The sequence below is a fragment of the Microvirga flocculans ATCC BAA-817 genome (genome assembly GCF_000518665.1).
Taxonomy (GTDB): domain Bacteria; phylum Pseudomonadota; class Alphaproteobacteria; order Rhizobiales; family Beijerinckiaceae; genus Microvirga; species Microvirga flocculans.
Genome location: NZ_JAEA01000001.1, coordinates 550176 through 574871 on the forward strand (window position 1 = coordinate 550176; position 24696 = coordinate 574871).

Annotated in this window: 29 protein-coding genes and 2 tRNA genes; 16 read left to right on the forward strand and 15 right to left on the reverse strand. The window is 63.7% G+C overall.

Translation table 11 applies throughout. The annotated features are described in order from the left end of the window. Positions 1-641: 641 nt before the first annotated feature. Positions 642-1430 (reverse strand): DUF6538 domain-containing protein, encoded by a 789-nt coding sequence (locus tag L879_RS23475; protein ID WP_368086302.1) that lies wholly within the window; start codon positions 1428-1430, stop codon positions 642-644. Positions 1431-1469: 39 nt separating this feature from the next. Continuing rightward, positions 1470-1559 (reverse strand) — tRNA-Ser (locus tag L879_RS0102665). A gap of 265 nt (positions 1560-1824) precedes the next feature. On the opposite strand from L879_RS0102665, the gene rplU reads away from it, so the two are divergent. The 5 genes from rplU to proB all read left to right on the forward strand — a co-directional run bounded on the left by rplU (position 1825) and on the right by proB (position 5646). Continuing rightward, entirely contained in the window at positions 1825-2217 is a 393-nt protein-coding gene (rplU, locus tag L879_RS0102670; RefSeq protein ID WP_027314761.1) for a 50S ribosomal protein L21, read from the forward strand. A 35-nt stretch (positions 2218-2252) separates the two neighbouring features. Continuing rightward, positions 2253-2519: a 50S ribosomal protein L27 gene (gene rpmA / locus L879_RS0102675; RefSeq protein ID WP_009763277.1), complete on the forward strand. Its 267-nt coding sequence runs from the start codon at positions 2253-2255 to the stop codon at positions 2517-2519. Positions 2520-2697: 178 nt separating this feature from the next. Then, a complete protein-coding gene (locus L879_RS0102680; protein ID WP_027314762.1) occupies positions 2698-3348 on the forward strand; it encodes a GNAT family N-acetyltransferase in 651 nt (216 codons plus the stop codon). A 151-nt stretch (positions 3349-3499) separates the two neighbouring features. Continuing rightward, positions 3500-4534 carry a GTPase ObgE gene (gene obgE / locus L879_RS0102685; RefSeq protein ID WP_027314763.1) on the forward strand — a complete coding sequence of 345 codons (1035 nt, stop codon included), beginning with the start codon at positions 3500-3502 and terminating at the stop codon, positions 4532-4534. Beyond that, a complete protein-coding gene (gene proB / locus L879_RS0102690) occupies positions 4531-5646 on the forward strand; it encodes a glutamate 5-kinase (protein WP_027314764.1) in 1116 nt (371 codons plus the stop codon). Before obgE ends, proB begins: the two co-directional genes overlap by 4 nt. Here the strand turns inward: proB and L879_RS0102695 are convergent. Next, positions 5616-6485, reverse strand: coding sequence for a DUF72 domain-containing protein (locus L879_RS0102695; protein WP_084020647.1), 870 nt, complete (start codon positions 6483-6485; stop codon positions 5616-5618). The genes proB and L879_RS0102695 overlap by 31 nt on opposite strands. A gap of 94 nt (positions 6486-6579) precedes the next feature. Here L879_RS0102695 and L879_RS0102700 point away from each other — a divergent pair, with 94 nt between their 5' ends. The 8 genes from L879_RS0102700 to L879_RS23080 all read left to right on the forward strand — a co-directional run bounded on the left by L879_RS0102700 (position 6580) and on the right by L879_RS23080 (position 13848). After that, positions 6580-7821, forward strand: a complete 1242-nt coding sequence (locus tag L879_RS0102700) for a glutamate-5-semialdehyde dehydrogenase (RefSeq protein ID WP_051434997.1) — start codon at positions 6580-6582, stop codon at positions 7819-7821. A gap of 23 nt (positions 7822-7844) precedes the next feature. Continuing rightward, positions 7845-8474: a nicotinate-nucleotide adenylyltransferase gene (locus tag L879_RS0102705; protein WP_035458537.1), complete on the forward strand. Its 630-nt coding sequence runs from the start codon at positions 7845-7847 to the stop codon at positions 8472-8474. Beyond that, the gene (gene rsfS, locus L879_RS23075; RefSeq protein WP_084020653.1) at positions 8471-8953 is read left to right on the forward strand and encodes a ribosome silencing factor; all 483 of its coding nucleotides are present in this window, start codon (positions 8471-8473) and stop codon (positions 8951-8953) included. The genes L879_RS0102705 and rsfS overlap by 4 nt, the downstream gene beginning before the upstream one ends. 75 nt (positions 8954-9028) lie before the next feature. Then, positions 9029-9523, forward strand: a complete 495-nt coding sequence (rlmH, locus tag L879_RS0102715; protein WP_027314769.1) for a 23S rRNA (pseudouridine(1915)-N(3))-methyltransferase RlmH — start codon at positions 9029-9031, stop codon at positions 9521-9523. 3 nt (positions 9524-9526) lie between these two features. Further along, positions 9527-10876, forward strand: coding sequence for a murein hydrolase activator EnvC family protein (locus tag L879_RS0102720; RefSeq protein ID WP_027314770.1), 1350 nt, complete (start codon positions 9527-9529; stop codon positions 10874-10876). Further along, positions 10876-12192: a S41 family peptidase gene (locus L879_RS0102725; RefSeq protein WP_027314771.1), complete on the forward strand. Its 1317-nt coding sequence runs from the start codon at positions 10876-10878 to the stop codon at positions 12190-12192. The genes L879_RS0102720 and L879_RS0102725 overlap by 1 nt, the downstream gene beginning before the upstream one ends. 225 nt (positions 12193-12417) lie before the next feature. Then, positions 12418-12960, forward strand: coding sequence for an RNA pyrophosphohydrolase (locus L879_RS0102730; protein ID WP_027314772.1), 543 nt, complete (start codon positions 12418-12420; stop codon positions 12958-12960). A gap of 228 nt (positions 12961-13188) precedes the next feature. After that, positions 13189-13848, forward strand: a complete 660-nt coding sequence (locus L879_RS23080; RefSeq protein ID WP_161634624.1) for a DUF1236 domain-containing protein — start codon at positions 13189-13191, stop codon at positions 13846-13848. 110 nt (positions 13849-13958) lie between these two features. Here the strand turns inward: L879_RS23080 and L879_RS0102745 are convergent, their stop codons facing one another. From L879_RS0102745 to L879_RS0102755, 3 genes are all read right to left on the reverse strand, one after another. Then, positions 13959-14153 (reverse strand): hypothetical protein, encoded by a 195-nt coding sequence (locus tag L879_RS0102745; protein WP_027314775.1) that lies wholly within the window; start codon positions 14151-14153, stop codon positions 13959-13961. Positions 14154-14478: 325 nt separating this feature from the next. Next, positions 14479-15597 carry a PIN domain-containing protein gene (locus L879_RS0102750; RefSeq protein ID WP_027314776.1) on the reverse strand — a complete coding sequence of 373 codons (1119 nt, stop codon included), beginning with the start codon at positions 15595-15597 and terminating at the stop codon, positions 14479-14481. Between the two features lie 633 nt (positions 15598-16230). Next, a tRNA-Leu gene (locus L879_RS0102755) sits at positions 16231-16315 on the reverse strand. A 154-nt stretch (positions 16316-16469) separates the two neighbouring features. Between L879_RS0102755 and L879_RS0102760 the strand changes: the two genes are divergently transcribed. Beyond that, a complete protein-coding gene (locus L879_RS0102760) occupies positions 16470-17051 on the forward strand; it encodes a YqaA family protein (protein ID WP_027314777.1) in 582 nt (193 codons plus the stop codon). 10 nt (positions 17052-17061) lie between these two features. Next, a complete protein-coding gene (locus L879_RS0102765) occupies positions 17062-17562 on the forward strand; it encodes a disulfide bond formation protein B (protein ID WP_027314778.1) in 501 nt (166 codons plus the stop codon). Between the two features lie 31 nt (positions 17563-17593). Here the strand turns inward: L879_RS0102765 and L879_RS0102770 are convergent, their stop codons facing one another. Together L879_RS0102770 and L879_RS0102775 are read right to left on the reverse strand one after the other, a co-directional pair. Beyond that, positions 17594-17962 (reverse strand): VOC family protein, encoded by a 369-nt coding sequence (locus L879_RS0102770; RefSeq protein WP_027314779.1) that lies wholly within the window; start codon positions 17960-17962, stop codon positions 17594-17596. A gap of 18 nt (positions 17963-17980) precedes the next feature. Continuing rightward, positions 17981-18550: an HNH endonuclease gene (locus L879_RS0102775; protein WP_027314780.1), complete on the reverse strand. Its 570-nt coding sequence runs from the start codon at positions 18548-18550 to the stop codon at positions 17981-17983. Positions 18551-18880: 330 nt separating this feature from the next. Here L879_RS0102775 and L879_RS0102785 point away from each other — a divergent pair, with 330 nt between their 5' ends. After that, entirely contained in the window at positions 18881-19378 is a 498-nt protein-coding gene (locus L879_RS0102785; RefSeq protein ID WP_027314781.1) for a DedA family protein, read from the forward strand. A 25-nt stretch (positions 19379-19403) separates the two neighbouring features. Here the strand turns inward: L879_RS0102785 and L879_RS0102790 are convergent, their stop codons facing one another. The 7 genes from L879_RS0102790 to L879_RS0102820 form a co-directional block, all read right to left on the reverse strand. Continuing rightward, on the reverse strand, positions 19404-20285 hold the full coding sequence (locus tag L879_RS0102790; RefSeq protein ID WP_027314782.1) for a 3-hydroxybutyryl-CoA dehydrogenase: 882 nt from the start codon (positions 20283-20285) through the stop codon (positions 19404-19406). Positions 20286-20361: 76 nt separating this feature from the next. Beyond that, positions 20362-21303 carry an electron transfer flavoprotein subunit alpha/FixB family protein gene (locus tag L879_RS0102795; RefSeq protein ID WP_027314783.1) on the reverse strand — a complete coding sequence of 314 codons (942 nt, stop codon included), beginning with the start codon at positions 21301-21303 and terminating at the stop codon, positions 20362-20364. A gap of 15 nt (positions 21304-21318) precedes the next feature. Further along, positions 21319-22068: an electron transfer flavoprotein subunit beta/FixA family protein gene (locus tag L879_RS0102800; protein WP_027314784.1), complete on the reverse strand. Its 750-nt coding sequence runs from the start codon at positions 22066-22068 to the stop codon at positions 21319-21321. A gap of 206 nt (positions 22069-22274) precedes the next feature. After that, positions 22275-22994 (reverse strand): rhomboid family intramembrane serine protease, encoded by a 720-nt coding sequence (locus L879_RS20180; protein ID WP_035458381.1) that lies wholly within the window; start codon positions 22992-22994, stop codon positions 22275-22277. Between the two features lie 114 nt (positions 22995-23108). Beyond that, entirely contained in the window at positions 23109-23684 is a 576-nt protein-coding gene (locus tag L879_RS0102810) for a cob(I)yrinic acid a,c-diamide adenosyltransferase (RefSeq protein ID WP_027314785.1), read from the reverse strand. 76 nt (positions 23685-23760) lie between these two features. Further along, a complete protein-coding gene (locus L879_RS0102815; RefSeq protein WP_051434984.1) occupies positions 23761-24189 on the reverse strand; it encodes an acyloxyacyl hydrolase in 429 nt (142 codons plus the stop codon). Positions 24190-24460: 271 nt separating this feature from the next. Then, the gene (locus tag L879_RS0102820) at positions 24461-24652 is read right to left on the reverse strand and encodes a twin transmembrane helix small protein (RefSeq protein WP_027314787.1); all 192 of its coding nucleotides are present in this window, start codon (positions 24650-24652) and stop codon (positions 24461-24463) included. Positions 24653-24696: the final 44 nt, after the last annotated feature.

Here is a 24696-nt window from a genome sequence, read left to right on the forward strand (position 1 = left end):
AGCCAAGATAGGGTCATCGATGCCTAAGCCACGTACCCACTTAGCGATCCTCTCACCTACCTTCTTGTACTGAGGATTCCCCATGGAGCCGCCGCGGCTGCGCGCTTTGTCGTAGAAAAGAGGCCCCCCTCCCTTGCTGCGAGCAAAGTCCAGAAAACCTTGCTCGATCAGGTGTGGGTGGATCGCGACATACCGAGTTTTTTGTCTTTGGTCGATCCTGCCTCAGGCGTAACCCACATCACCCACACACCATCAACCTGCTTCACGTCCTCTGCCCGAAGCTGGTCAATCTCGCCAACGCGGGCTCCGGAATATGCGCATAACCAAGGAATCCAGCGACGCCCAGAAGCATGCTCCGGAGAAATCCTCTCAGTCGGTGTAAGGAGCGTTACTGAAAGTACAGTTCGCGCCTCCGTGTCTGTGTATCCCTTGCTCCTCGTCTTCGAGCTTTTGGGGATCCTCAGCTTGATGCCATTGACAGGATTAAGGGGTATTTTCTTGTTATCGACAGCCCATTGGCATGTTGATCTTAAAGCTGAGAGATAGCCGAACTTCACAGTGCGATTTGCCAATCCAGCAGCAAGTAGTCGATCCTTCCAGCCAACACACCATTCCGGCGTCAGTTCACGTAGGTCGGCAATTTACTCTTCGACTTTGGCTATCATCGGCCGCCAACTCTTGATGGTGGCATAAGAGAGTTCCGCTTCCTTGGCATAGGAATCGAAAATTGTCGTAGGTAGCATAGACGCGTCAGTCGCGGTCTCAAGGAGTGGTTTGGCATCAAGCTCCAACTGTGGGAACCGACCTGCATCGGGATCAGGACGATAGTCGCCCTTGGCATTCCTGAGGATATGCTCCCGGGCTTGGCATACTGCCTCATTTACGGCGATCTTGCTTCTGTCCAAGCTCTCGGCGTCGACCAAAAGTCCCTTTCGCGAAAGGTAATCCCTTACGATCCGGGCATGCCGGTTCAGCCGCGCATTTTCGCACACAGCCTTCTGCGCGGGCGTGGTAAGTTTGGAAACCTTCACCTTTTCAGGTTTCAGGACGGCCCAATCGCTGAGTAACATGGCGCCCCAAGTGTTCAGGTTGCCAGGATTATCTTCATTTTGAGAAACGATCTCCCGATAGATTTCGCCAGCAATAGTAAAAGCTTGCTTCTGAGAAATCGAACGAACTCCTTGCCGCAGGTTGCGCCATTGTGACTCCACCTCGGCCGATATGTGTGCGTGCTCAACCTTCGCAACCGCTGGGTCTCGGGTGTTCAGACTACGACGAAGTCCCTTTTTGCCGATAACCGAGACCAAATCCTCTGGTACATGCTTCCGGTACCAGAAAATTCCAGAGTCAGGGTGTTCCAGGGACGAGTCATACGCAGGACCATGTGTACCGCCTTTGTGTACCAGCGCGGCGGCTGCAGAGTCCTTAATCCCAAAGGATTCTTAAATTTCAGTGTATTAGAAGAAAGCTGGCGGAGAGGGGGAGATTCGAACTCCCGATACGGTTGCCCGTATGCCGCATTTCGAGTGCGGTGCATTCAACCACTCTGCCACCTCTCCGGAGGGCGGAGGCGTTTAAGCCCCGCTGGTTGAGGCCGGGTGGATATCACGGGCTTGGCGGGTCTTCAAGCGCCAAAAGTCAGGTTTTTGATTGACAAAGGTGGGGGGTGTCCGTAGATAACCGTCCTCTATGAGCGGGTACGAGTGCCCGCGCATGTCCGTGCGGCAGCTTTGTCCTGCCGTGAACCGAAGCCGGAAACTGCCAAAAAGCCAATCCGGTGGGGGCTTTCCCCGCTGAGAATTGGGTTTGAACACGAGGATCAAGATGTTCGCAGTGATCAAGACCGGCGGCAAGCAGTATCGCGTTGCCGCCAACGACGTCATCACCGTCGCCACGCTCGCAGGCGAGCCGGGCACCGCCGTCACGTTCGACCAGGTTCTGATGGTCACGAACGACGGAACGACCCAGGTGGGCGCCCCCCTCGTCGAGGGCGTGACCGTGGCGGGCGAGGTGGTGGAGCACACCCGCGGCGAGAAGGTCATCTCCTTCAAGAAGCGCCGCCGCCAGAATTCGCGCCGCAAGCGCGGGCATCGCCAGGACTACACCGTGGTGCGGATCACCGAGATCCTCGCCGGTGGCGCGAAGCCCAAGAAGGCTGCGGCCAAGAAGACCACCAAGGCTGCGGCTGACGAGGCTGCGCCGGCGACCGCTGAATAAGCGTCGACAACTGACATAGAACACGGGAGTAACCCATGGCTCACAAAAAAGCAGGCGGTTCGTCTCGCAACGGTCGCGACTCCGAAGGCCGTCGTCTGGGCGTCAAGAAGTTCGGCGATCAGCAGGTCGTCGCCGGCAACATCATTATTCGTCAGCGCGGCACGAAATGGCATGCCGGCGCCAATGTCGGCATGGGCAAAGACCATACCCTCTTTGCCACGGCCAATGGCCGAGTCCGATTCCTTACGCGTCAAGGCCGAGCCTTTGTCTCGGTCGTACCGGCCCAAGAGGCTGCAGAGTAAACGGCGAGAGCGATACGAAGGAGCTCCCGCCGGCATCACACCGACCCGGCGGATCCAAAGCTCCAGACAGGCCCCCTAAAGGCCAAGCTCAGATCCGAAACTGACAGGGGAGGTGGGATGTCCGCCTCCCCTTCGTCTTTTTCGGGCCCAGGGAGGGCCCACGGATCGGAGCAAGACGATGTTTCCCGACCTCACCCGTGACGATGTTTTCCGCCTCGAGACCCGCCGCCTGTGGCTGCGCTGGGCCCGACTCGCGGATGCCCAAGCCATCGTACGCCTCGCCGGTGAAAAAGCGGTCGCGGACATGACGGCGCGCATTCCGCATCCGTATCACCCGGACGATGCCGAGCGGTTCATCTTCCAGTCCCGGCGGTCCAACGCGGACGGCAGCGGCCTGCAGCTCGCCATCACGCCCAAGGGCAAGCCCAACAGCCTCATCGGCATGGTGGGCATCGGCCCGGATCCGGACACCGGCAAGCCCCATCTCGGCTACTGGCTCGGCACCCCCTATTGGGGCAAGGGCTATGCCACCGAGGCGGCCCGCGCCGTGATCGACGCCTTCTTCGCCTATGGCGAAGGGGACGAGCTCACCGCGAGCGCCCGGGTCATCAATCCGGCGTCCCGGCGGGTGCTGGAGAAGTGCGGCTTCGCCTATCAGGGCGCCGGCCTCGTCGAGCTGCCGGCCCGCGGCGGGCTCTATCCGGCCGACCATTTCCGCCTCGACCGGCGGGCCTGGGAAAGCCTGAAGACCTGGAGCCACACCGGCCTGGTGCGCGAGCCCCACTCCGTCGAGGTCGAGGTGGAGCGGGAGATGTCGCTCGCCAGCTGACAGCCGGACAGGCGCTCCCGGAAGGCTTTTCGGGGACGATCCTCATGATTCCGTCGCTCCCGCCCGATGATCCGGGCGGGAGCACTTTTTTAACGGCAAAGCTGCATCCGCTTTTGCGAAAAATGCTCCAGTCCCGTAAAGGATGCGGGTTATGAAATTTCTCGACCAAGCCAAGATCTACATCCGCTCCGGCAATGGCGGCGCAGGCGCCGTCTCGTTCCGCCGTGAAAAGTTCATCGAGTTCGGCGGGCCGGACGGCGGCGACGGCGGCCGCGGCGGCGACGTGTGGGCGGAATGCGTGGAGGGGCTCAATACCCTCATCGACTACCGCTACCAGCAGCATTTCAAGGCCAAGACCGGCGGCCACGGCATGGGCAAGAACCGGGCCGGCGCCAAGGGCGCCGACGCGGTGCTGAAGGTGCCCGCGGGCACCGAGATCCTGGAGGAGGACGGCGAAACCGTCATCGCCGACATGACCCATGTGGGCCAGAAGGTGCTTCTGGCCAAGGGCGGCAACGGCGGCTTCGGCAATGCCTATTTCACCACCTCCACCAACCGCGCCCCGCGCCGGGCCAACCCCGGCCAGGAGGGCGTGGAGCGCACCCTCATCCTGCGCCTCAAGCTGATCGCCGATGCGGGCCTCGTGGGCCTGCCCAATGCGGGCAAGTCCACCTTCCTGGCGACCGTGACCGCGGCGAAGCCGAAGATCGCCGATTATCCCTTCACCACGCTCCATCCCGGGCTCGGCGTCGTGCGCATCCACGGGCGCGAATTCGTGCTGGCCGACATTCCCGGCCTGATCGAGGGCGCTTCCGAGGGGATCGGTCTCGGCGACCGGTTTTTGAGCCACGTGGAGCGCTGCCGGGTGCTGCTGCATCTGGTGGAGGGCACGAGCGAGGATGCGGGCGAGGCCTACAAGACCGTCCGCCACGAGATCGAGGCCTATGGCCATGGCCTCGCCGAGAAGCCGGAGATCGTCGCGCTCTCGAAGGCGGATGCCCTCGACGAGGAGACGCTGAAGGAGCAGCTCAAGAAGCTGAAGAAGGCCTGCAAGCGGACGCCGCTCGTGGTCTCCTCCGCGTCGGGCCAGGGCGTGCAGGAGGTGCTGCAGGCGCTGCTGTCCGTGATCGATCAGGCGAAGGCCGAGGACGAACCTGTTCGGCCCCAGGAAGAGTGGCATCCGTGACACTGCAGATCAGTCAGTTCCGCCGCGTCGTCCTCAAGGTCGGCTCCGCGCTTCTCGTCGACCGGGTGCGCGGCAGGCTGAACCATGCCTGGCTCGCGGCGCTCGCCGAGGATATCGCGGACCTCCATGCGAAAGGCGCCGATGTGCTCGTGGTCTCCTCCGGCGCCATCGCCATGGGGCGCACGGTGCTGGGGCTTCCCTCCGGCCCGTTGCGGCTCGAGGAGAGCCAGGCGGCCGCCGCCGTCGGACAGATCGCGCTCGCCCGCACCTGGTCCGAGGTGCTGGCCCATCACGGCATCACGGCGGGGCAGATCCTGGTGACGCTGTCCGACACGGAGGAGCGGCGGCGCTATCTCAACGCCCGCGCCACCACCCTGAAGCTGCTCGAGATGCGGGCGGTTCCCGTCATCAACGAGAACGACACGGTCGCGACCTCCGAGATCCGCTACGGCGACAACGACCGCTTGGCGGCCCGCGTCGCCACCATGATCGGCGCCGATCTCCTGGTGCTGTTCTCGGACATCGACGGCCTCTATACCGCGCCCCCGGCTTCCGACCCGAGCGCGCAGCACATTCCGGTGGTCGAGCGCATTACGCCCGCCATCGAGGCCATGGCCGGCGGCGCGGCATCCGAGCTTTCGCGCGGCGGCATGCGCACGAAGGTCGAGGCCGGCAAGATCGCCACCTCCGGCGGCACGCATATGATCATCGCCGACGGGCGCGCGAAGAATCCCTTGAAGCGCGTCGCGGAAGGCGGACGCTGCACGTGGTTTCTCACGCCGTCCAATCCCGTCACCGCGCGCAAGACCTGGATCGCAGGCGCGCTTGAGCCGCGCGGCACGCTCTTCGTCGACGAGGGCGCGGCCCGTGCACTCGAGGGCGGGGCGAGCCTGTTGCCGGTGGGCGTGCGCCGGATCGAGGGAGCCTTCCATCGCGGCGATGCGGTAACGATCCGCAGTGAATCCCGCGTGCTCGGCCGGGGCCTCGTGGCCTACGATGCGGAGGAGGCCGTCCGTATCATCGGCCGTCCGAGCCGCGAGATCGAAGGCATTCTCGGTTATCCCGGCCGCGCGGAGATGATTCACCGGGACGACATGGCGCTGAGCGACTGATCGCCCAGAAGCTGCAGAAGATCCTGCGCGTCGCCGGACGCGGCGCTTTTGACGTCGTTGTCGAAATAGACGTAGACGCTGCGGCCGCCCCGCCGCCATGCGCCGATCCGGCGGGCCCAGCCGCGCAGTGCGGCGGCGCCGTAGCGTCCTTCGTAGCGCCCGCCCGTGCCGTGGCCCTGCACATAGGCGAAATCCGCCGTAATCTCCCAGGACGCGGGCGCATCCGCGTGATCTGAGATGCACAAAGCCGCGTTGTGGTCGCGCAGGATCCGGAACGTGGCCTCCTCGTACCAGCCCGGATGGCGGAACTCGAAGGCGCAGCGCCGTCCGCGCGGGATGAGCGACAGGCAGCGCGCCACCCGCTCCCGGGTTTCGGCATCGGCCCGAAAGGTGGGCGGCAGCTGGAACAGCGCAGGGCCGAACTTGTCGCCCAAGCCGTCCATGCGCCTGAAGACGAGAGCGAGACTCTCCTCGATATCCTTCAGGCGCTTCATATGGGTGATGAAGCGCGAGGCTTTCCAGGCGAAGACAAAGCGTTTCGGCGCGGAATCGCGCCAGGAGCGCACCGCCCGCTCGCTCGGCAGCCTGTAGAAGGAGTTGTTGATCTCCACCGTGTCGAAGCGCTGGCCGTAATAGGACAGGAAGTCCTTGATCTTTAAGCGCGCCGGGTAGAAAGGTCCGTGCCAGGACCGGTAGTGCCAGCCCGAGGTTCCGATGCGGATCTCCGGCTCGCACAGGGCAGGATCGACCGAGCCGCTTGGCTCCGGAACGGCCTGCCGTGCTATGGGTTCCGATCGGGATACTTTCCCCCGCATTGCCGGGGGCTGGGACTTTGACATGGACGACACTCGGGCCTTGAGCGCGGCGGCGCTCGCTGAACATCTCAACGCGTCAGGCGCGGCGTCGGTTGACCATCCCGACGTCCCGGCTCTCATGGCCGATCTCGGCCGCCGCGCCCGCGCCGCCGCCCGCCGGGTGGCCCTGGCTGGCGCCGAAGAGAAGAACGCTGCCCTGCGCTCCATGGCCGCCAGCATCCGGGCGCGGGCAGGCGCGATCCTGGCCGCCAATGCCGAGGATCTGGCCGAGGCGCGGGCCAAGGGGCAGCCTGCGGCCTTCATCGACAGGCTCATGCTCGATTCCGGGCGGCTGGAAGCCATCGCTGCCGCCGTGGAAAGCATCGCCGCGCTGCCCGACCCGGTCGGGCGCGTGCTCGCCCGCTTCGAGCGTCCGAACGGCCTTCTGATCGAGCGCGTTGCGACGCCGCTCGGCGTCGTCGGCGTGATTTTCGAGAGCCGCCCGAACGTGACGGCGGATGCGGGCGCGCTCTGCCTCAAGGCGGGCAACGCTGCGATCCTGCGCACGGGTTCCGAGAGCTTCCGCTCGGCCCGGGCCATCGCCGAGGCGATGGGGGAGGGGCTCGAACGGGCGGGCCTGCCCGCCGATGCCATCCGCCTCGTGCCGACCCGCGACCGGGCGGCCGTGGGGGCCATGCTCACGGGGCTTGACGGCAATATCGACGTGATCGTGCCGCGCGGCGGCAAGAGCCTCGTCGCGCGGGTGCAGGAGGAGGCCCGGGTGCCCGTCTTCGCGCATCTGGAAGGCCTCTGCCATGTCTTCGTGCACGGGGCGGCCGATCTGGAGATGGCGAAGCGGATCGTGCTCAATGCCAAGATGCGCCGCACAGGCGTGTGCGGCTCGGCCGAGACGCTGCTCGTCGACCGCGCCTGCGCCGCCACCCACCTGAAGCCCCTGGTGACCATGCTGCTCGAGGCCGGCTGCGCCGTGCGCGGGGACGAGGCCGCGCAGGCGGCCGACCCGCGCGTGACCGCTGCGACCGAAGAAGACTGGCGCACCGAATATCTCGACGCCATCATCGCGGTGCGGGTGGTCGACGGGCTCGACGAGGCCATCGGACATATCGAATCCTATGGCTCCCATCACACGGATTCCATCGTGACGGAGGATGAAGCCGCCGCCGAGCGCTTCCTGATGGAGGTGGATTCGGCCATCGTGCTCCACAACGCATCGACCCAGTTCGCCGACGGCGGCGAGTTCGGCTTCGGGGCCGAGATTGGCATCGCCACGGGCCGCATGCATGCCCGCGGCCCAGTAGGCGTGGAGCAGCTGACCTCCTTCAAGTACCGCATCCGCGGCGCGGGCCAGACGCGCCCGTGACGCCTTCTGCATCCCCCTTCCGAATCGGGCCCTCGGGCCTGACCCGTCTGCCGCGGGCCGCCCGCGGCATGCGGATCGGGCTCTATGGCGGCTCCTTCAATCCGGCCCATGCCGGGCATCGCCATGTGAGCCTCATGGCCCTGAAGCGGCTCGGCCTCGACCGGGTCTGGTGGATCGTCACCCCGGGCAATCCTCTCAAGGACACGGGCGAGCTCGCCACGACCGCGATGCGGGTGGCCGAGGCCCGGCAGATCGCGGACGATCCCCGCATCGACGTGACCGCCTTCGAGGAGGAGATCGGGGCCCGCTACACGGTGGATACCCTGTCCTTTCTCAAGCGGCGCTATCCGGGCGTGCGCTTCGTCTGGATCATGGGGGCGGACAACCTGGCGAGCTTCCACCGCTGGCGGGGTTGGCGGCGCATCGCCCGGATCATGCCCATGGCCGTCATCGACAGGCCCGGCTGGACCTTGACGGCCCTGCGCTCCCGCAGCGCCACGGCCCTCGCCCCTAACCGGATCGCGGAGGCCGATGCCCCGGCCCTGCCGGGGCTCAGGCCGCCCGCCTGGGTCTTCCTGCACGGACCGCGATCCCACCTCTCGTCCACCCAGCTGCGCCTCTTGCGGCGAACTTCCTCCACCCGAGGACGTTGAAAAACGGGGCCTTCCCGCATTATCTTAAAGGCAGGCGCCCAGGAGCGCCGTTGAGAAAGGGTCTGAACCTGAACCGACTATCTTCCGTCGAAGCGGACGCAAACCCGCTTCCTCCTCTCTCCGGAGCGGATGCTCCGGCCGTTGAGGACCTCCGGACCGCCGTCTTGGCCTCCCTCGAGGACATGAAGGCCGAGAACACGGTCGAAATCGACCTGGCCGGCAAAACCTCGCTCGCCGATACCATGATCGTCACATCGGGCCGCTCCGACCGCCATGTCGGCGCGATCGCCGATCGCGTGATCAAGGACCTCAAGGATAAGGGATTCGGCAATGCCCGCGTCGAGGGCCTTCCCGCCTGCGACTGGGTGCTGATCGATGCCGGCGACGTGCTGGTTCACGTTTTCCGTCCCGAGGTTCGTGGCTTCTACAACCTCGAGAAGATGTGGGGCGCCGACCGCCCGCAGGATCGCGCCAGCTGAGGCATGGCCCGGGCGCGTGACAGTAAAGCGCTGCCCGGCCAGGACCTCGCGGGCTGACATGAGAAGGCCGAGATCGTGCGACTGAGCTTGCTGGCCGTGGGCCGTCTCAAGAGCGGCCCCGAGCGGGAGCTGGTCGAGCGATACAGGCTGAGGATCGAGGGCATGGGCCGGGCCCTGGGGCTCGCCGGCTTCGACATCGTGGAACTGCCCGAAAGCCGGGCGCGCCGGGAGGACGACAGGCGGGCCGAGGAGGCTGCGGCCCTTCTGGAGAAAGCCGGCCCCTCCGTGCTGATCGTCTTCGACGAGCGCGGCAAGAGCCCTTCCAGCGAGGCCTTCGCCGAAAGGGTCAGGCAATGGCGCGACGAGGGCCGCCCCGGATTGGCCTGCGTGATTGGCGGGCCGGACGGCCTCGACCCCAGGATCCGCCAGCGCGCCGACCTCGTGGTGTCCTTCGGGGCCCTCACGATGCCGCATCAGATCGTGCGGGCGCTCGTGGCCGAGCAGCTCTACAGAGCCCTGACAATCATGGCCGGACACCCTTATCATCGCGCCGGACATGATGATTCCTGACGGATGAACCGCCTCAACCTCTTTTCCGGCAGAGCTTTTGCCCTTGCCACATGGATGATCGCCGCCAGCCTGGGTCCCGCCGGAGCCCAGCAGCTCGCGCCTGCGCCCGCGGCCCCGTCCGCTCCGGCCGAGACGGTGGAGGAGAAGGCGCGGCGCGAGCAGGATCTCAAGGTTCTCGAAGAGGCCATCACAGCCAATGCGGAGGCGCGCCGCCGCCTGGAGACCGAAATCGAATCCATCAGGGCGGACCGGGCCAAGCTCAATGCGGCCCTGATCGAGACCGCCGAGCGGGTGCGCGGCACCGAGGACCGGATCCGGGGGCTGGAACAGAGGCTCCAGACCCTTGGCGCCAGCGAGGCGGCGATTCGACGCTCCCTCCAGAGCCGGCGCGGCGTCATCATCGAGGTCTTCGCTGCCCTGCAGCGCATGGGCCGCCGCCCGCCGCCCGCGGTGCTGGTGCGGCCCGAGGACATGCTGGAGGCGGTCCGCGCCTCGATCATGCTGGGCGCCGTGCTGCCCGAGCTGCGCGTCGAGGCCGAGATCCTCGCCACGGACCTGGCCGAACTGGTGCGCCTGAAGGAGGCGATCACCACCGACCGGACCACCCTCAATGGAGAATTGACGGCGCTGACCCGGGAGCAGGAGCGTCTCTCGGCTCTCATGGCGGCCCGCCAGAGCCGCATCGCCGAGGTCGAGCGGGATGCCGGCGCGGAGCGGAAGAAGGCCGAGGAGCTGGCGCGTCAGGCCGGGACCCTCAAGGAGCTGATCGACCGCATGGAGGCCGAGATCGCCGGCGCGCAGCGGGCGGCCGAGGAGGCCCGCAAGGCCGCCGAGGCGCAGGAGCGCCAGACCCGGGAGAAATTCGCCCAGCTCGCCTTCCGGGATCCGGCGCGGCTCGCGCCGAAAATCCCGTTCGCCGAGGCCCGCGGCCTGCTGCCGCGCCCGGTGAGCGGCGAGACGACTCTGGATTTCGGCGCGCCTGACGGCTATGGCGGAACGTCGCGTGGCATTTCGATCATGACGCGTCCGAAGGCATCCGTGGTATCACCGGCGGACGGGTGGGTGGCCTTTGCCGGGCCGTTCCGATCCTATGGTCGACTCTTGATCATCAATGCCGGTGGGGGATACTATATCCTCCTGGCCGGTATGGACCAAATCAACGTCGATGTCGGGCAGTTCGTGCTCGCGGGCGAACCCGTTGCGACCATGGGAGAGGCCCCTCTCATGAGTTTGATCGGCGCCGCCATAGAAAAGGACAATCCCGTCCTCTATGTTGAGTTCAGGAAAGACGGCGGTTCTATTGACCCAGGTCCCTGGTGGGCAAAATCGCAAAGCGAAAAGGTTCGCGGATAATGCGCAAACTATCCCTCTTGATTCTCGGTGCGGCGATCGGCGCGGGCGGCGCGACCATGGTGTCGCAGACCAGCCTCCTGTCGGGCATGAGCGCCATTGCCGCCTCGGCTGACACCTACCGGCAGCTGAGCCTTTTCGGAGACGTCTTCGAGAAGGTCCGCACGGATTACGTCGAGAAGCCCGACGAGTCGAAGCTGGTCGAGTCCGCCATTAACGGCATGCTGACCTCGCTCGATCCGCATTCGAGCTACATGGACGCCAAGAGCTTCCGCGACATGCAGGTGCAGACGCGCGGAGAGTTCGGCGGCCTCGGCATCGAGGTCACCATGGAGGACGGTCTCGTCAAGGTCGTGACGCCCATCGACGACACGCCAGCCTCCCGCGCCGGGATTCTCGCCAACGACATCATCACCTCCATCAACGACGAGCCCGTTCAGGGCCTCAACCTGAACCAGGCCGTCGACAAGATGCGCGGTCCCGTGAACTCCTCCGTCACCCTCAAGATCCAGCGCAAGGAAGCCAAGGATCCGGTGGTGGTGAAGCTCACCCGCGAGACCATCAAGGTGCGTCCGGTCCGGGCCCGCGCCGAGGGCGACATCGGCGTGCTGCGCGTGACCCAGTTCAACGAGCAGACCTATGACGGCCTGCGCACCGGCATCGAGAAGCTCACCAGCGAGATCGGCGCCGACAAGGTGGCGGGCTTCGTCATCGACCTGCGCAACAACCCGGGCGGCCTCCTCGATCAGGCGATCATGGTCTCCGATGCGTTCCTCGAGCGGGGCGAGATCGTTTCGACCCGCAGCCGGAACGCCGAGGATACCCAGCGCTTCAGCGCCAAGTCGGGCGACCTGACCAAGGGCAAGCCCCTGGTGGTGCTCGTCAATGGCGGTTCGGCCTCGGCCTCGGAGATCGTGGCCGGCGCCCTGCAGGACCACAAGCGCGCGACGATTCTCGGAACCCGCTCCTTCGGCAAGGGCTCCGTGCAGACCATCATCCCGCTCGGCGGCAACGGGGCCGTGCGCCTGACCACGGCGCGCTACTACACCCCGTCCGGCCGCTCGATCCAGGCCAAGGGCATCGATCCGGATATCGAGGTGCTGCAGGACATTCCCGACGAGCTGAAGGGCAAGGACGAGACCAAGGGCGAGGCCGGTCTGCGCGGCCATCTCCAGAATGGCGGCGATAAGGAAGAGCGCGGCGGTTCCTCCGCCTACATTCCGCCGGATCCGGCCAAGGACAAGCAGCTCCTCGCGGCCTACGACCTGCTGCACGGCGTGCGCAAGGGCGCGGCCAACACGACCATGACGCCGAACTGAGGCGTCTCGTCCTTTCGTTCGAGAAACAATGATGCAAATGGGCCCGGCGCGAGAAATCCCGCCGGGCCTATTCTCACTCAGGCTTCCACAGCCCCGCAGAAAGGCTTGTGCAAGGGGCGACGAAACGGCACTCTCTTCGCCTGCTTCGGAACCATCGCGTCGCGCCGGTCCCCTCTTCAGGGAACCGGCTGTGCCGGGTTCCGCCTTTGAGGGAGTACGTGTCGGATGAGGAGCGCAAGAGGATCACAGGCCAGAAAGGATCTGCCCTATCGCTCCTGTGTCGGCGTGATGTTGCTCAACAAGGAAGGCCTGGTCTTCATCGGGCGACGCCGTTCCGAATCCGATGCGGTGGCCGACGGCTATGCCTGGCAGATGCCGCAGGGCGGCATCGATCCCGGCGAGGATCCCTATCAGGCGGCCCTGCGCGAACTCTATGAGGAAACGAGCGTGCGCTCCGTGAGCCTGCTCGCCGAAGCGCCCGAATGGTATGCCTACGATCTTCCCTCCATGGTCGCCGGGCGGGCCTGGCGCGGGCGCTATCGCGGGCAGAACCAGAAATGGTTCGCCTTCCGCTTCGAAGGCGACGAGAGCGAAATCAACATCCTCCAGCCGGGCGGCGGCGGTCACAGGCCTGAATTCGACGAATGGCGCTGGGAGCGCATGCACCGCCTGCCGGAGCTGATCATCCCGTTCAAGCGCCCGGTCTACGAGAAGGTCGTCGCCGCCTTCTCCTCATGGGCGCCGGATATCTCGAACGGCTCAGTATAGATCTCGAAGATCCCGAGCTTTCCGCATTACCGCAAAGGTGAAGCTTGGCATCGACATCCATCCGGGGTGTTGCGGTGCAGTCATGAATACGTTGTTTCCATTCATGTTCATGAATGGACGATGACTGTATTTGAGGCAGCGAAATAAGAGCGGAACCCTCTTGAGAAGATCTCGTTGTCACGCATGGCAGAATGCCCGTGCGGGCATGTTATTCATGGGAGATCTTCAATGCGTACGACCTTGATGGCGACGGTCGCGGCCGCGGCTCTTTCGTTGAATGTGGCGGCCATGGCGCAGACAAGCGGCAGCGGGAGCACCTCCGGCGGCGCGGCCGGCGGCTCCTCGGGCAGCTCGACGATCATGACGACGCCCGGCGCTTCCGGTTCCGGTTCGTCCATGAGCGGTTCGGGGAACGCGTCGGGGGCTGCGAGCGGAACGACGCAGGGCTCCGCTTCCGGCAGCACGTCCACGAGCCCCGGTAAGGCTGGCAGTGCGGCGCAGAACGCCCAGCCCGGTACGGCCAAGGGCACCGCTTCCGGCAGCGGCACGATGAGCACGACCGGCAAGGCTCCGGGCAAGGCGGGCACCGCCGAAACCACGGGCAGCACGACCTCCGGCGGCTCCATCAATGTCACGTCGGAGCAGCGGACCCAGCTCAGCCAGTCGTTCCGGAGCGTGAACGTGCAGCCCCTCAACAGCGTGAATTTCAGCATCAGCGTCGGCTCGACCGTGCCGGCCTCGGTGACGACGCTCTACGACTGCCCGGATAATGTGGAACGCATCCTGACCGGGCTGCCCGCGTGTAAGTACATCGTGGTGCGCGATCAGGTCGTGATCGTGGAGCCCAGCTCCCGCCGCATCGTGACCGTGATCGAGCGCCGTGGCTGATCGGCACGCATTCTTCGGATGCACCTTCTTAAGAAGCCCGCGGCTCCTGAGCCGCGGGCGTTTTCGTGTCCGGAAAAGCCTTGGTCAGCAGGCGATCGGATGCGCAGACCTTAAGCTGCGTAGGGAAAGGCAGTCCTCTCCGCCGGCGGCAGCTCGCCGGCGCGGTGCTGAGCCAGCATCTTGAGGGCGGCGCAGGCATAGGCACGGAACTCGTCCTTGATGAGGTCGTGCTCGCGCTCCCAGGCAAAATCCTCGTTCTCCGCCGCGTGCAGGGCACGCGCGACAAATTCGATCTCGGAATCCATGACAAGCCCCTCCTCGTGGCGTCACGTTATGGTTGGTCTTTGCCGAAAATGTCGGAAACGCCCCCATGCGCTGCCCGAACCGTCGCCGCATCTGTCGTTTTCGGTTCCCGTCATTTGTTCCAAACAAAGGGCAGCCATCAAGGTCAAAGAGGGGGTAACTCAAAGGTGCAGGGAGATCGTGCTTCAAATGGAGGGCAGTCTTGTGCCTGCACGCCTATGCCAGCAGGCAGGCTTATTCTATCTCAGAGAAAAAAGTAAATTAAATTACATCATACTTTGGCGGCGAGAGCAACCTGTCTATTAGACTAGAAGCAGTATTGCATGTTCAATCATCTGTACCCCAATCGATCTGGACTTCATCGAAATCCACATCGGTAATAGCGTCCACTAATTCAACTTCTGAAATATGAACTTTTCCACGTGAGGGATCTATTAGATCTCCCTCGATTGTCACAAGGACTGCGGCATCAAACTCTATCTCACGTTCCGCAGAGTTGCTCCCCATCGGTACGTATTCTTTGTCGATCGAGTCCCAGATGGCGAATGAGAACTCAGCCTCAGCTTGGGCAGTCACAGAGATACCAATTCTGGCTACAATCTTATCTCTTCCTATCTGTACGACAGCCAATTCATGCTCGCCTCTGTCGTGCAGGAACGCAAAGCTCCGATAGCTCATACTGATCTGCTCAACCTCAAAATCGTAAGGCGCACTTGCTTCGACGAACGGCTCCAACTCTGAAACCGCATCAGCGATACCCTGCTCAATTAGCTGGAGGAGGTTGGGCGCCTTTCCACTTTCCAAGTCAGTAAGAAGCGTTCTGACATAAGTCTCTGCCTGCTCCACGTGTTCCTGCAGCTTTTGCAGAGCAGTTGCTAAGTCAGACTCGACGTCGATAACTTCAGAGCTCTTAGCAAAATCCGCCCAACCCACATCATCCGATATAGCGAGAACCTTCTTACCTTCACTAATGGCCCAATTCTCAAGTGAAAGGAGAGCAATGGCATCTGGAAATTCACTTTTTTTCTTGCCAGAGCTTTCAAATGGCGCAGCTGTAGTAAAATACCGGTTGATCAGTGCTTTGATATCAGTTTTATCGGCTGGAACAATGTATGATCCTGTTTTCTCAAGAAAAGATTTAAGTCTTATGTCGGCAGCATCCTTCGGAGACAATGCAGATTTCTGCACGTTGGTCAGCCGCTCTAAGTCTTCTATATTAAGAAGTCTATTGTCCTTGAGCTTCTTGATTGCTTTTTCCAGGGCATCTGCGGCGTCTTTCGCTTCCTTGTCTAAATGACTTGCGACCTCCCGAACGACGATCTCGGACAAGACAAATTGCGCTGTACCGTCTTTGAACTGTGTGAGCTGGCCGAGCATACCACCCTCAAGATGGAGGCGGTTTCGGTCGAAGATATTAGTGTCGATAGTAATCGCGTCATAAAGCATTGCGGTAGCACTTCAGCTCTAGGGGTATCTTGGATGTGTTAGCAGGATGCGCCTTGCTGCAGATATCTCAGTCATCAACACCGATTGCGGGACACAGCGTTAGATGAATTCTTATTCTGTTTCCTCCTCACGGTATCGAGTCTAAAGCATTCCATTCAAGCTCATCAATTAAATAATATAACGATTGCAGAGACTGCCGGAAACCTGCTTGCAGGACTTATTTTGGGATACCTGAGATGACCAGTATGAGAAGCGTGCATCTAAAGCTTATCTTTGGAAAATAGCGGGGATTCCCGGCATTGTCTATGTACTCAGCTCGGTACAGTCTCCGGTAACTCTAATCTCTATTCACTAAACTTTTGCCCTATACCAGGGCTACTGATACCGCGGGTTACAATATCCTATCAGAGATTAGAACTCTGTCGACAAAGCATATCTGCGTCGTGCACTGATCTAATGCTTGGTGCAAGAAAATGAAACAAGAGTAAGCTGCAGGTCAGCGTAGAAAACAGTCTATGCCTACGTACGAATCAAGCTTAGCGTTTCTCAAAAGTGCTTGTCGGGTGATTACACGAAGCACACAAGAACTGGCTCATCAAGCCGACATGTCCAAAAGGATTAATAAAATTAATGTGGTGCCCCTGGCCGGGATCGAACCAGCACTCCTTGCGGAACTCGATTTTGAGTCGAGCGCGTCTACCAATTCCGCCACAGGGGCAAGGAGCTGCGACGTACCATGAGGCGCGAAGGCTGGTCAATGCGGGAGATGTGAAGGCAAGCCGCATGGCGGGCCTCTCGCCTTTCCGGTCGCCGTGTGCTCAAAGGGGCGCAGGGCGGCGCGCCCTTTCCGGATTGTGACCCCGCGGAATCCCATGCTCAGACGCCTCTACGACTGGACCCTTTCCCTCGCGGCGCGGCCCTCGGCGCCTTATGCGCTGGCCCTGGTCTCCTTCTCGGAAAGTTCCTTCTTCCCGGTTCCGCCGGACGTGATGCTCGTACCGATGATGCTGGCGCGGCCCGACAAGGCCTGGTCCTATGCGCTGATCTGCACCATCGCCTCCGTCCTGGGCGGCATCCTGGGCTATTTCATCGGCCTCGGGCTCTACGACTCCATCGGCGCCTGGCTCTTCCAGCTTTATGGCCTGACCGAGGGCGCACAGACATTCCGGCAGGCTTATGCGGAATACGGCCATTGGGTCATCCTGCTGAAGGGCCTGACTCCGATCCCTTACAAGCTCGTAACCATCACCTCGGGCTTCGCAGGCTATTCCTTGGGCTGGTTCATCCTGCTCTCGATTCTGACCCGCGGCGCAAGGTTCTTCATCGTCGCGCTGCTGATGAGCAAGTTCGGCCCACGCATCAAGGCGATCATCGACAACAACTTCAACCTCGTGGCGGCTCTTGCCATCGCGGCCTTCGTCGGCGGCTTCGTGGCCTTCCGCTATCTGTTCTGAGGAGGGGGCCATGCGTCTCGCCCTGACCATGCGCCAGGCCGCTCTGGCCGTCGCCCTGGGGGCCGCCGCCACTATCGGCGGCGCGCTCGTCTTCGAGCATGTCCTCGGCTACGTTCCCTGCAAGCTCTGCCTGATCCAGCGCAATCCCTACTATATCGCCATGCCGCTCGGCCTCGTGGCGGCGTTCCTGCCGTCGCGCTGGACGAGGGCGGGGCTGTGGCTCCTGGCCCTGATCTTCATCGTGAGCGCGGGGCTGGGCGCCTATCATTCCGGAGTCGAGTGGGGCTTCTTCGCCGGACCCAGCGATTGCGGCGGCGGGGCGGGCGCGGCAGCGGGGAATGTCGGCGATTTCCTGAACCAGCTGCAGAGCACCCGGGTGGTGAACTGCTCGGAAGCCGCCTGGCGCTTCCTGGGCCTGTCGCTCGCCGGCTGGAACGTGCTGATCTCGCTGGGGCTCGCGGCTTTCGCGGCCATGGCCGCGGCGCGCAAGGGGCTTTACGTCGGCCGGTAAGCCCGCTGCCCCATAGCAAGAGTGTGAAGCATCATTGATGGACGGCTTCGAGCTTGTGTCCGTCCGGATCTTTCACGAAGGCTGCATAGTAATTGGCGTGGTATTGCGGGCGCAGGCCCGGACGCCCTTCATCCGAGCCTCCAAACGCTAGAGCTGCTGCGTAAAAGGCATCCACGGCGCTTGGGTTGGGGGCCGCGAAGGCGAGGTGGAAGCCAGGCCCCGGCGGTGCGGCATCCGGATGCTGGAAGAGAGCGAGAACGTCGTTCCCTCCTGGAGGGCCGTATCCGGCCGCGCGTTCGCTATGCCAGACGCGCTCCAGGCCGAGCGCTTCCAGCGCGGCATCGTAGAATGCGATTGAGCGGGCAAGGTCTCGCACGCCGAAGGAGAGATGGCCCAGCATAGGTTCCTGTCTGAAAGGCTAGGGTTCGAGTTCGCTGTCCCAGTAGAGATAATCGAGCCAGCTGTCGTGGAGATAGTTCGGCGGGAAGAGACGGCCGTTGGAATGGAGGTCGTGGACAGTAGGGGCGAAGGGGCTTTGCCGGGGCCACATTTCCACCTCGCGGGGCAGCTTGTCCCCCTTCCTGAGGTTGCAGGGCGCGCAGGCGGCGACGACGTTTTCCCAGGTGGTCTGCCCGCCCTTGGAGCGGGGAATGACGTGATCGAAGGTGAGGTCCTCGCGGGTGCCGCAATACTGGCAGCTGAAACGGTCGCGGAGGAAGACGTTGAAGCGGGTGAAAGCCGGGTGCCGGGTCGGCTTGACGTAGGTCTTGAGGGATATGACCGAGGGGAGGCGGATTTCGAAGGTCGGACTTCGGACGACCTTGTCGTATTCTGAGACGATATTGACCCGGTCCAGGAAGACCGCCTTGATCGCATCCTGCCAGCACCAGATGGACAAGGGGTAGTAGCTCAAGGGCCGGTAATCGGCATTGAGAACAAGGGCCGGGCAGGCTTCCGGCCTCACAACAGGCTGGACGTGTATCGTCACCTTACCTCCTCAGAGCATCGGACCCAAAGGCGAACGCCGCCGTTGGGATGCAGTCGATGCTCTTCGTCTTGCCCGGCGCGCCGCCTGCCTCGGAAAACCGGGGCCGTCGTTTCGGACGACACGCAAGACAAGAGAAGAGTCGTATCCCGTAGGAGTAGACTACAGTCAGTGTGACGGTGTTGTGAAGATGAAACGCATGACGTTTGTGACGCACCCACAGGAGGCGCGGACGGCCCTGAGCCCGGCCTCGGGGCGGAGCCGGCGGCTCGGGAGCGCGGCTATCGGGCCCTTTCGGCAGGCTGTCCCGTGACGAGCCTCCTGCAGCACGGTCTGGACTGGATCGAGCCCGCCATTGCCGCCTATGGCGTCCCGGTTCTCGCGATTATCCTCTATTTCGAATCCTTCGGGGCTCCTCTTCCGGGGGAGAGCGCCCTAATCGCAGCCTCGCTCCTGGCCGCCCGCGGGGACCTCGCCGTGGGGCATGTCTTCCTGGCGGCATGGCTCGGGGCCGTGCTCGGCGACAGCACAGGCTATCTGATCGGCCTGTTCGGCGGCCGACCTCTGCTGAGGCGCTTCGGCCCATCGGTGAGGCTGACGCCGGAACGGCTCGACCGTCTCGAGGCCTTGGCGCAGAGCAAGGGGTTCTTCATGGTTCTCACGGCACGCTTCGTGGTCGTGCTGCGTCAGCTCAACGGCCTCATCGCCGGGTCCGTCGGAATGCCCTGGCCTCGGTTCGTGGTGGCCAATGTCCTGGGGGCCGCGCTCTGGGCGGGCCTGTGGAGCTTCGGCCCCTATTTCTTCACGGATGCGTTCCGGCAGTTCCTGTAGGGCCGCGCCGGATTTTCACCCTGGGTCAGCGGGTCGGAACCGGCTTCTCGCCGCGATAATCGTAGAAGCCGCGCTTGGTCTTGCGGCCGAGCCAGCCGGCTTCCACGTATTTCACGAGAAGCGGGCAGGGGCGGTACTTGGAATCGGCCAGGCCCTCATGGAGCACCTGCATGATTGAGAGGCAGGTATCCAGGCCGATGAAATCCGCGAGCTGGAGCGGGCCCATGGGATGGTTGGCGCCGAGCCGCATGGCCGTGTCGATGGCCTCGACCGAGCCCACGCCCTCGTAGAGGGTGTAGATCGCCTCGTTGATCATCGGCAGCAGGATGCGGTTGACGATGAAGGCCGGGAAGTCCTCGGAGACGGTGGATGTTTTCCCGAGCTTGGCGATGAACTCCTTGGCGGATTCATAAGTCGCATCGTCGGTCGCGATGCCGCGGATCAGCTCGACCAGCTGCATCACCGGGACCGGGTTCATGAAGTGGATGCCGATGAACTTTTCCGGCCGGTCGGTGGATGCCGCGAGCCTCGTGATGGAGATCGACGAGGTGTTGGTGGCGATCATCGCATCGGGGCGCAGGGAGGGGCAGAGATTGGTGAAGATCTTGCGCTTCACCTCCTCGTTCTCGGTCGCGGCCTCGATGACGATGTCGCAGGGAGAGAGGTCGTCACTCGTCCGGGCGGGCTTGATGCGCTCGAGCGCGGCCTGCCGGTCGGCCTCGGCGATGGCCCCCTTGGCGACCTGGCGCGCCATGTTGCCGTTGATGGTGGCGAGGCCGGTATTGATCCGGTCCTCCGAGAGATCGTGGAGCCGGACGCTGAATCCCGCCAGCGAGCAGACATGAGCGATTCCGCTGCCCATCTGTCCCGCGCCGATCACGCCAACCGTCTTGATCTCTATGCCCATCGATCTGCCGCCTGCATCCGTCGTCAAAAGCGGCCGGGCGGCGGTTCCGCCCGGTCCGTGATTATTCCTGACCCTATTACCCGGCTTTGGTCAACTCGTCCTTGAGTTGGGGGAGGATCTGGAAGAGGTCACCGACGAGGCCGTAATCGGCGACCTGGAAGATGGGGGCCTCCTCGTCCTTGTTGATCGCCACGATGACCTTGGAGTCCTTCATGCCCGCCAGGTGCTGGATCGCCCCGGAGATGCCCACCGCGATGTAGAGGTCGGGCGCCACCACCTTGCCGGTCTGGCCCACCTGCCAGTCGTTCGGGGCATAGCCCGCATCCACCGCCGCGCGCGAGGCGCCCATCGCCGCCCCGAGCCGGTCGGCGATCGGCTCGATATAGGTCTTGAAGTTCTCCGCCGAGCCCAATGAGCGCCCGCCCGAGATGATGATCTTCGCCGAGGTCAGCTCGGGCCGATCGGTCTGCGCGATCTCCTCGCCCTTGAACGTCGACAGCCCCGGATCCTCGGCCGGGCCGAGAGCCTCGATCGGGGCGGAGCCGCCTTCAGCAGCCGCCGGGAAGGCGGCGGTGCGCACCGTGATCACCTTCTTGGCGTCGGTCGCCTGCACCGTCTGGATCGCGTTGCCGGCATAGATCGGCCGCTCGAAGGTGTCGGGCGCCACCACCTTGGTGATGTCGGAGACCTGCATCACGTCGAGCAGCGCCGCCACCCGCGGCAGGGTGTTCTTGCCCTTGCTCGTGGCCGGCGCCACCAGGGCGTCATAGGAGCCGGCGAGCGAGACGATGAGCGCAGCGGTGGGCTCGGCGAGCTGGTGCGCATAGGCGGGGCTATCGGCCAGCAGCACCTTCTCCACGCCGGCGAGCTTCGCGGCGGCTTCGGCGGCCGGGCGCGCGTTCGCGCCCGCCACCAGCACGTGCACCGGCGCGCCGAGGGCTTGCGCGGCGGAGAGCGCCTTGTGGGTGGCGTCCTTGAGCTGAGCGTTGTCGTGCTCGGCAATCAGCAAGGTGGTCATCGGTCTGTCTCTCCCTTAGAGCACGCCGGCTTCGGTCTTCAGCTTCTGGACGAGTTCGGCCACGGAGCCGACCTTCACCCCCGCCTTGCGCCCGCCGGGCTCGGCGGTCTTGAGCACCTTCAGGCGCGGGCTCACGTCGACGCCGAGTGCCTCCGGGGTGGTTTCGTCGAGGGGCTTCTTCTTGGCCTTCATGATGTTGGGCAAGGACGCATAGCGCGGCTCGTTGAGGCGCAGGTCCGTGGTGACGATGGCCGGCAGCTTCAGCCCCACCGTCTGCAACCCGCCGTCGACCTCGCGGGTGACGTCGACCGTGCCCGCGCCGACCGCGACCTTGAAGGCGAAGGTGCCCTGCGGCCAGCCGAGGAGGGCGGCGAGCATCTGGCCGGTCTGGTTGGCGTCGTCGTCGATGGCCTGCTTGCCCAGGATGACCAGGTCGGGCTTTTCCTGTTCGACCACCTTGGCCAGGAGCTTGGCCACGGCGAGCGGCTCGACGACGGCGTCGGTCTTGACCAGAATGCCGCGGTCGGCGCCCATGGCCAGCGCGGTGCGGATCGTCTCCCCCGCCTGGGCTGGGCCGATCGACACCGCGACGATCTCGGTGGCCGTGCCGGCCTCCTTCAGCCGCACCGCCTCCTCCACCGCAATCTCGTCGAACGGGTTCATGGACATCTTCACGTTCGAAAGCTCAACGCCAGACCCGTCCGCCTTCACGCGGATCTTCACGTTGTAGTCCACAACCCGCTTCACACACACAAGAAGCTTCATTCGTCTGTCCTCACCAAAGGTCAGCTCGGGATATGGCCGAAAACCGGCTCCCCGCACATATAGGAAAAAGGTGGAGGGACCCTAGAGGATTTTTCGGCGAAGGGGATCCAGCTTGCCGCCATAAAATAGGCATGGACCGAGATATGAGCCGATTTCTCACGGGCGTGCCATTCCGCGCGATGAGGCGGCGCTCCCAACCCGGCGGGTCAGCGCGGCGCCTGCCGCTCCTGCGCCTGGTCCTGCGCCTGGGCGCGGGCGAGAACGGGGTCGAAGCGGCGGCGCATCAGAGGTGTGAGGGCGGCGCCCACCAGGAAGCCGCCCAGATGGGCGAACCAGCCCACCCCCTCGTCCCCTCCGAGGAAGGCCGAGGCGAATTGAAGCGCGAACCAGAATCCGATGGCCCAGTAGGCCGGAAGATGCAGCGGAATCCCCTTCAGGAAGAGACCCCAGATCTTCACCCGCGGATAGAGGATGAGATAGGCCGCCACCACGCCCGAAACCCCGCCGGAGGCCCCGATCAGGGGGCGGTGCGGTTCCGTGGTGATGTAGGCGTGGGCGAGGCTCGCCGCCGTGCCGCACAGCACGAAGAACAGGACGAAGCGGAGATGCCCCATGGCGTCCTCCACGTTGTCTCCGAAGACCCATAGGAAGAGCATGTTGCCGATCAGGTGGAACAGGGAGCCGTGCAGGAAGATGTTGGTGACGAGGGTCAGCGCCGGCGGCACGAACGGATAACCTTCGGGCAGGATCTCGGTGCCGAACAGGACCGAGGGGATGAACCCGAGGCCGCCCACCATCGCATCCGGTCCGATGGGGCTGAGGAAGGTGAGGAGATAGGCGAGGGTGCAGATCCCGATGAGGAGCCGCGTTGCAAGCGGCGTCTTCATGTTCTTGAGCGGGACGCCGTCGTGAAGCGGCAGAAACATGAGACCGCTCCTCGCGCATGGGCCCGGTAGTGGATGCCGCTTCCGGGATTAGCCGATGCCCTTTCCCGACTCAAGCGCATCGTGCGGGGCGGGTTGTCGGTTCCGCAGAAGGCGCTACCGGTTCTGCCCCGGCACCCACAGAACGTCGAGCGCGCCTTTGTCGTTGACGTAGCGAGATGCAACGAACAGGAAATCGGAAAGGCGGTTCAGATATTTCACGGCCTCGGGAGAAACCTTCTCCTCCGGCTTTTCCATGAGCGCGACCACGAGGCGCTCCGCGCGCCGGCAGACCGTGCGGGCGAGGTGAAGCGCCGCCGCCGCGGGCGTGCCGCCCGGGAGCACGAAGGAGCGGAGCACCGTCAACTCGCCGTTGAGGCGGTCGATTTCCTGTTCCAGCCGATCCACCTGTCCCTGGGTGATGCGCAGGGGCTCGTAGGGCAGGGGCTTGCCCGTCTCGACGGTAGCCAGATCGGCCCCGAGATCGAAGAGGTCGTTCTGGATGCGGCCGAGCATCGCGTCGATCTCGTGGCCCGCGGTATGAAGGCGCACGAGGCCGATGCAGGCATTGGTCTCGTCCACCGTGCCATAGGCCTCGATGCGCAGATCGTATTTCGGACGGCGGCCTCCGGCGGCGAGAGCCGTCGTGCCCGTATCGCCGGTGCGGGTATAGATGCGGTTGAGAACGACCATGGAATCCCTGCGGGTTAAGACGCCATATTAGCGCATCGCGAGAAAAGCGGACCCGCCTTTTCGCGTGAGCGACGGGCTAGAACGTATAGCCGACCCGCGCGCCGATATTCGTCAGGCCCCTGTTCTCGTCCGAGCAGGTGCCGCCGTCGGACAGATGCTCGATGGTCGCCATCAGGCTCCAGTTGGCGGAGAGCCGCACGCCCACCGATCCGGATTCGCGGAACAGGGGCGAACACCCCACCGCCTGGCGGTCCGAGAACGGATGCGAGGAATCCTTGCCGTTGTGGATAGCGCCGCCGAAGCTGCCTTCGACGAAGATGTTGGGCGTGACGTCGACGGTCCAGGACAGGCCCGCATAGGCGAAGCTCGTCCTGTCGTCGAAGTTGAGGCTGCCGCCGATATGCGGCCGGGGAATGAAATAGCTCGTGAAAAGGTCCGAAGCAGTAAACGGTTTTGCAAACAGGATTTCGCCGGTGAGATTGGCGGAGCCGTCACGCCCTTCCACCCCCCAGGGATCCTGAGCGGACAGACCAAAACGGAATTCCGATAGGAAGCCTGATTGAGAGGGGAGCGGGGAGGCGTTCGCTGGCCGCTTAAAGTCGGAGCCCAGGACGCCTGACGATCCCATCAAAAGGACCAGAAGGCTCAAGCCTATGGCTGGACTGTTGCGCATTAAGAGATCCGTAACCCAATAAAACAATGCCAAACAGGCTAAGCCGTTATGGCTAACGATCTCTTAATACAAATCGTGGCGAAAAAGTGTCAATACGAGGAAGCTAGGCCGCTCTCCACCAGATCACGCCCATGATGATGACGATGGCGACGAACTGGAGCAGAACGCGCAGCCGCATGAGGTGCTGCGACCGATTGGCGTTGCCCCCGCGCAGCATGTTGATAAGTCCCAGAAGCAGCACAACGGCAACGGCAACAACGGCAATCGTGACGAACAGGTCGGAAAAATTGGTCATCGTGGGTCCATTAAGAGATGCGCGCGACCGTGGCCCGAACCCGC

Bases quoted from the DNA above. Each gene is read 5' to 3' on its own strand.
- L879_RS0102765 (WP_027314778.1), top strand. From the start codon at position 17,062: ATGCGTCTCGCCCTGACCATGCGCCAGGCCGCTCTGGCCGTCGCCCTG.
- L879_RS0102730 (WP_027314772.1), top strand. From the start codon at position 12,418: ATGAGGAGCGCAAGAGGATCACAGGCCAGAAAGGATCTGCCCTATCGC.
- obgE (WP_027314763.1), top strand. From the start codon at position 3,500: ATGAAATTTCTCGACCAAGCCAAGATCTACATCCGCTCCGGCAATGGC.
- L879_RS0102790 (WP_027314782.1), bottom strand. From the start codon at position 20,285: ATGGGCATAGAGATCAAGACGGTTGGCGTGATCGGCGCGGGACAGATG.
- L879_RS0102745 (WP_027314775.1), bottom strand. From the start codon at position 14,153: ATGGATTCCGAGATCGAATTTGTCGCGCGTGCCCTGCACGCGGCGGAG.
- L879_RS0102700 (WP_051434997.1), top strand. From the start codon at position 6,580: ATGGCCGATCTCGGCCGCCGCGCCCGCGCCGCCGCCCGCCGGGTGGCC.
- L879_RS0102795 (WP_027314783.1), bottom strand. From the start codon at position 21,303: ATGACCACCTTGCTGATTGCCGAGCACGACAACGCTCAGCTCAAGGAC.
- L879_RS0102800 (WP_027314784.1), bottom strand. From the start codon at position 22,068: ATGAAGCTTCTTGTGTGTGTGAAGCGGGTTGTGGACTACAACGTGAAG.
- rpmA (WP_009763277.1), top strand. From the start codon at position 2,253: ATGGCTCACAAAAAAGCAGGCGGTTCGTCTCGCAACGGTCGCGACTCC.
- L879_RS0102770 (WP_027314779.1), bottom strand. From the start codon at position 17,962: ATGCTGGGCCATCTCTCCTTCGGCGTGCGAGACCTTGCCCGCTCAATC.
- L879_RS20180 (WP_035458381.1), bottom strand. From the start codon at position 22,994: ATGTTTCTGCCGCTTCACGACGGCGTCCCGCTCAAGAACATGAAGACG.
- L879_RS0102680 (WP_027314762.1), top strand. From the start codon at position 2,698: ATGTTTCCCGACCTCACCCGTGACGATGTTTTCCGCCTCGAGACCCGC.
- L879_RS0102750 (WP_027314776.1), bottom strand. From the start codon at position 15,597: ATGCTTTATGACGCGATTACTATCGACACTAATATCTTCGACCGAAAC.
- L879_RS0102695 (WP_084020647.1), bottom strand. From the start codon at position 6,485: ATGTCAAAGTCCCAGCCCCCGGCAATGCGGGGGAAAGTATCCCGATCG.
- rplU (WP_027314761.1), top strand. From the start codon at position 1,825: ATGTTCGCAGTGATCAAGACCGGCGGCAAGCAGTATCGCGTTGCCGCC.
- L879_RS0102760 (WP_027314777.1), top strand. From the start codon at position 16,470: ATGCTCAGACGCCTCTACGACTGGACCCTTTCCCTCGCGGCGCGGCCC.
- L879_RS0102820 (WP_027314787.1), bottom strand. From the start codon at position 24,652: ATGACCAATTTTTCCGACCTGTTCGTCACGATTGCCGTTGTTGCCGTT.
- L879_RS0102725 (WP_027314771.1), top strand. From the start codon at position 10,876: ATGCGCAAACTATCCCTCTTGATTCTCGGTGCGGCGATCGGCGCGGGC.
- L879_RS0102810 (WP_027314785.1), bottom strand. From the start codon at position 23,684: ATGGTCGTTCTCAACCGCATCTATACCCGCACCGGCGATACGGGCACG.
- L879_RS23080 (WP_161634624.1), top strand. From the start codon at position 13,189: ATGCGTACGACCTTGATGGCGACGGTCGCGGCCGCGGCTCTTTCGTTG.
- L879_RS0102720 (WP_027314770.1), top strand. From the start codon at position 9,527: ATGAACCGCCTCAACCTCTTTTCCGGCAGAGCTTTTGCCCTTGCCACA.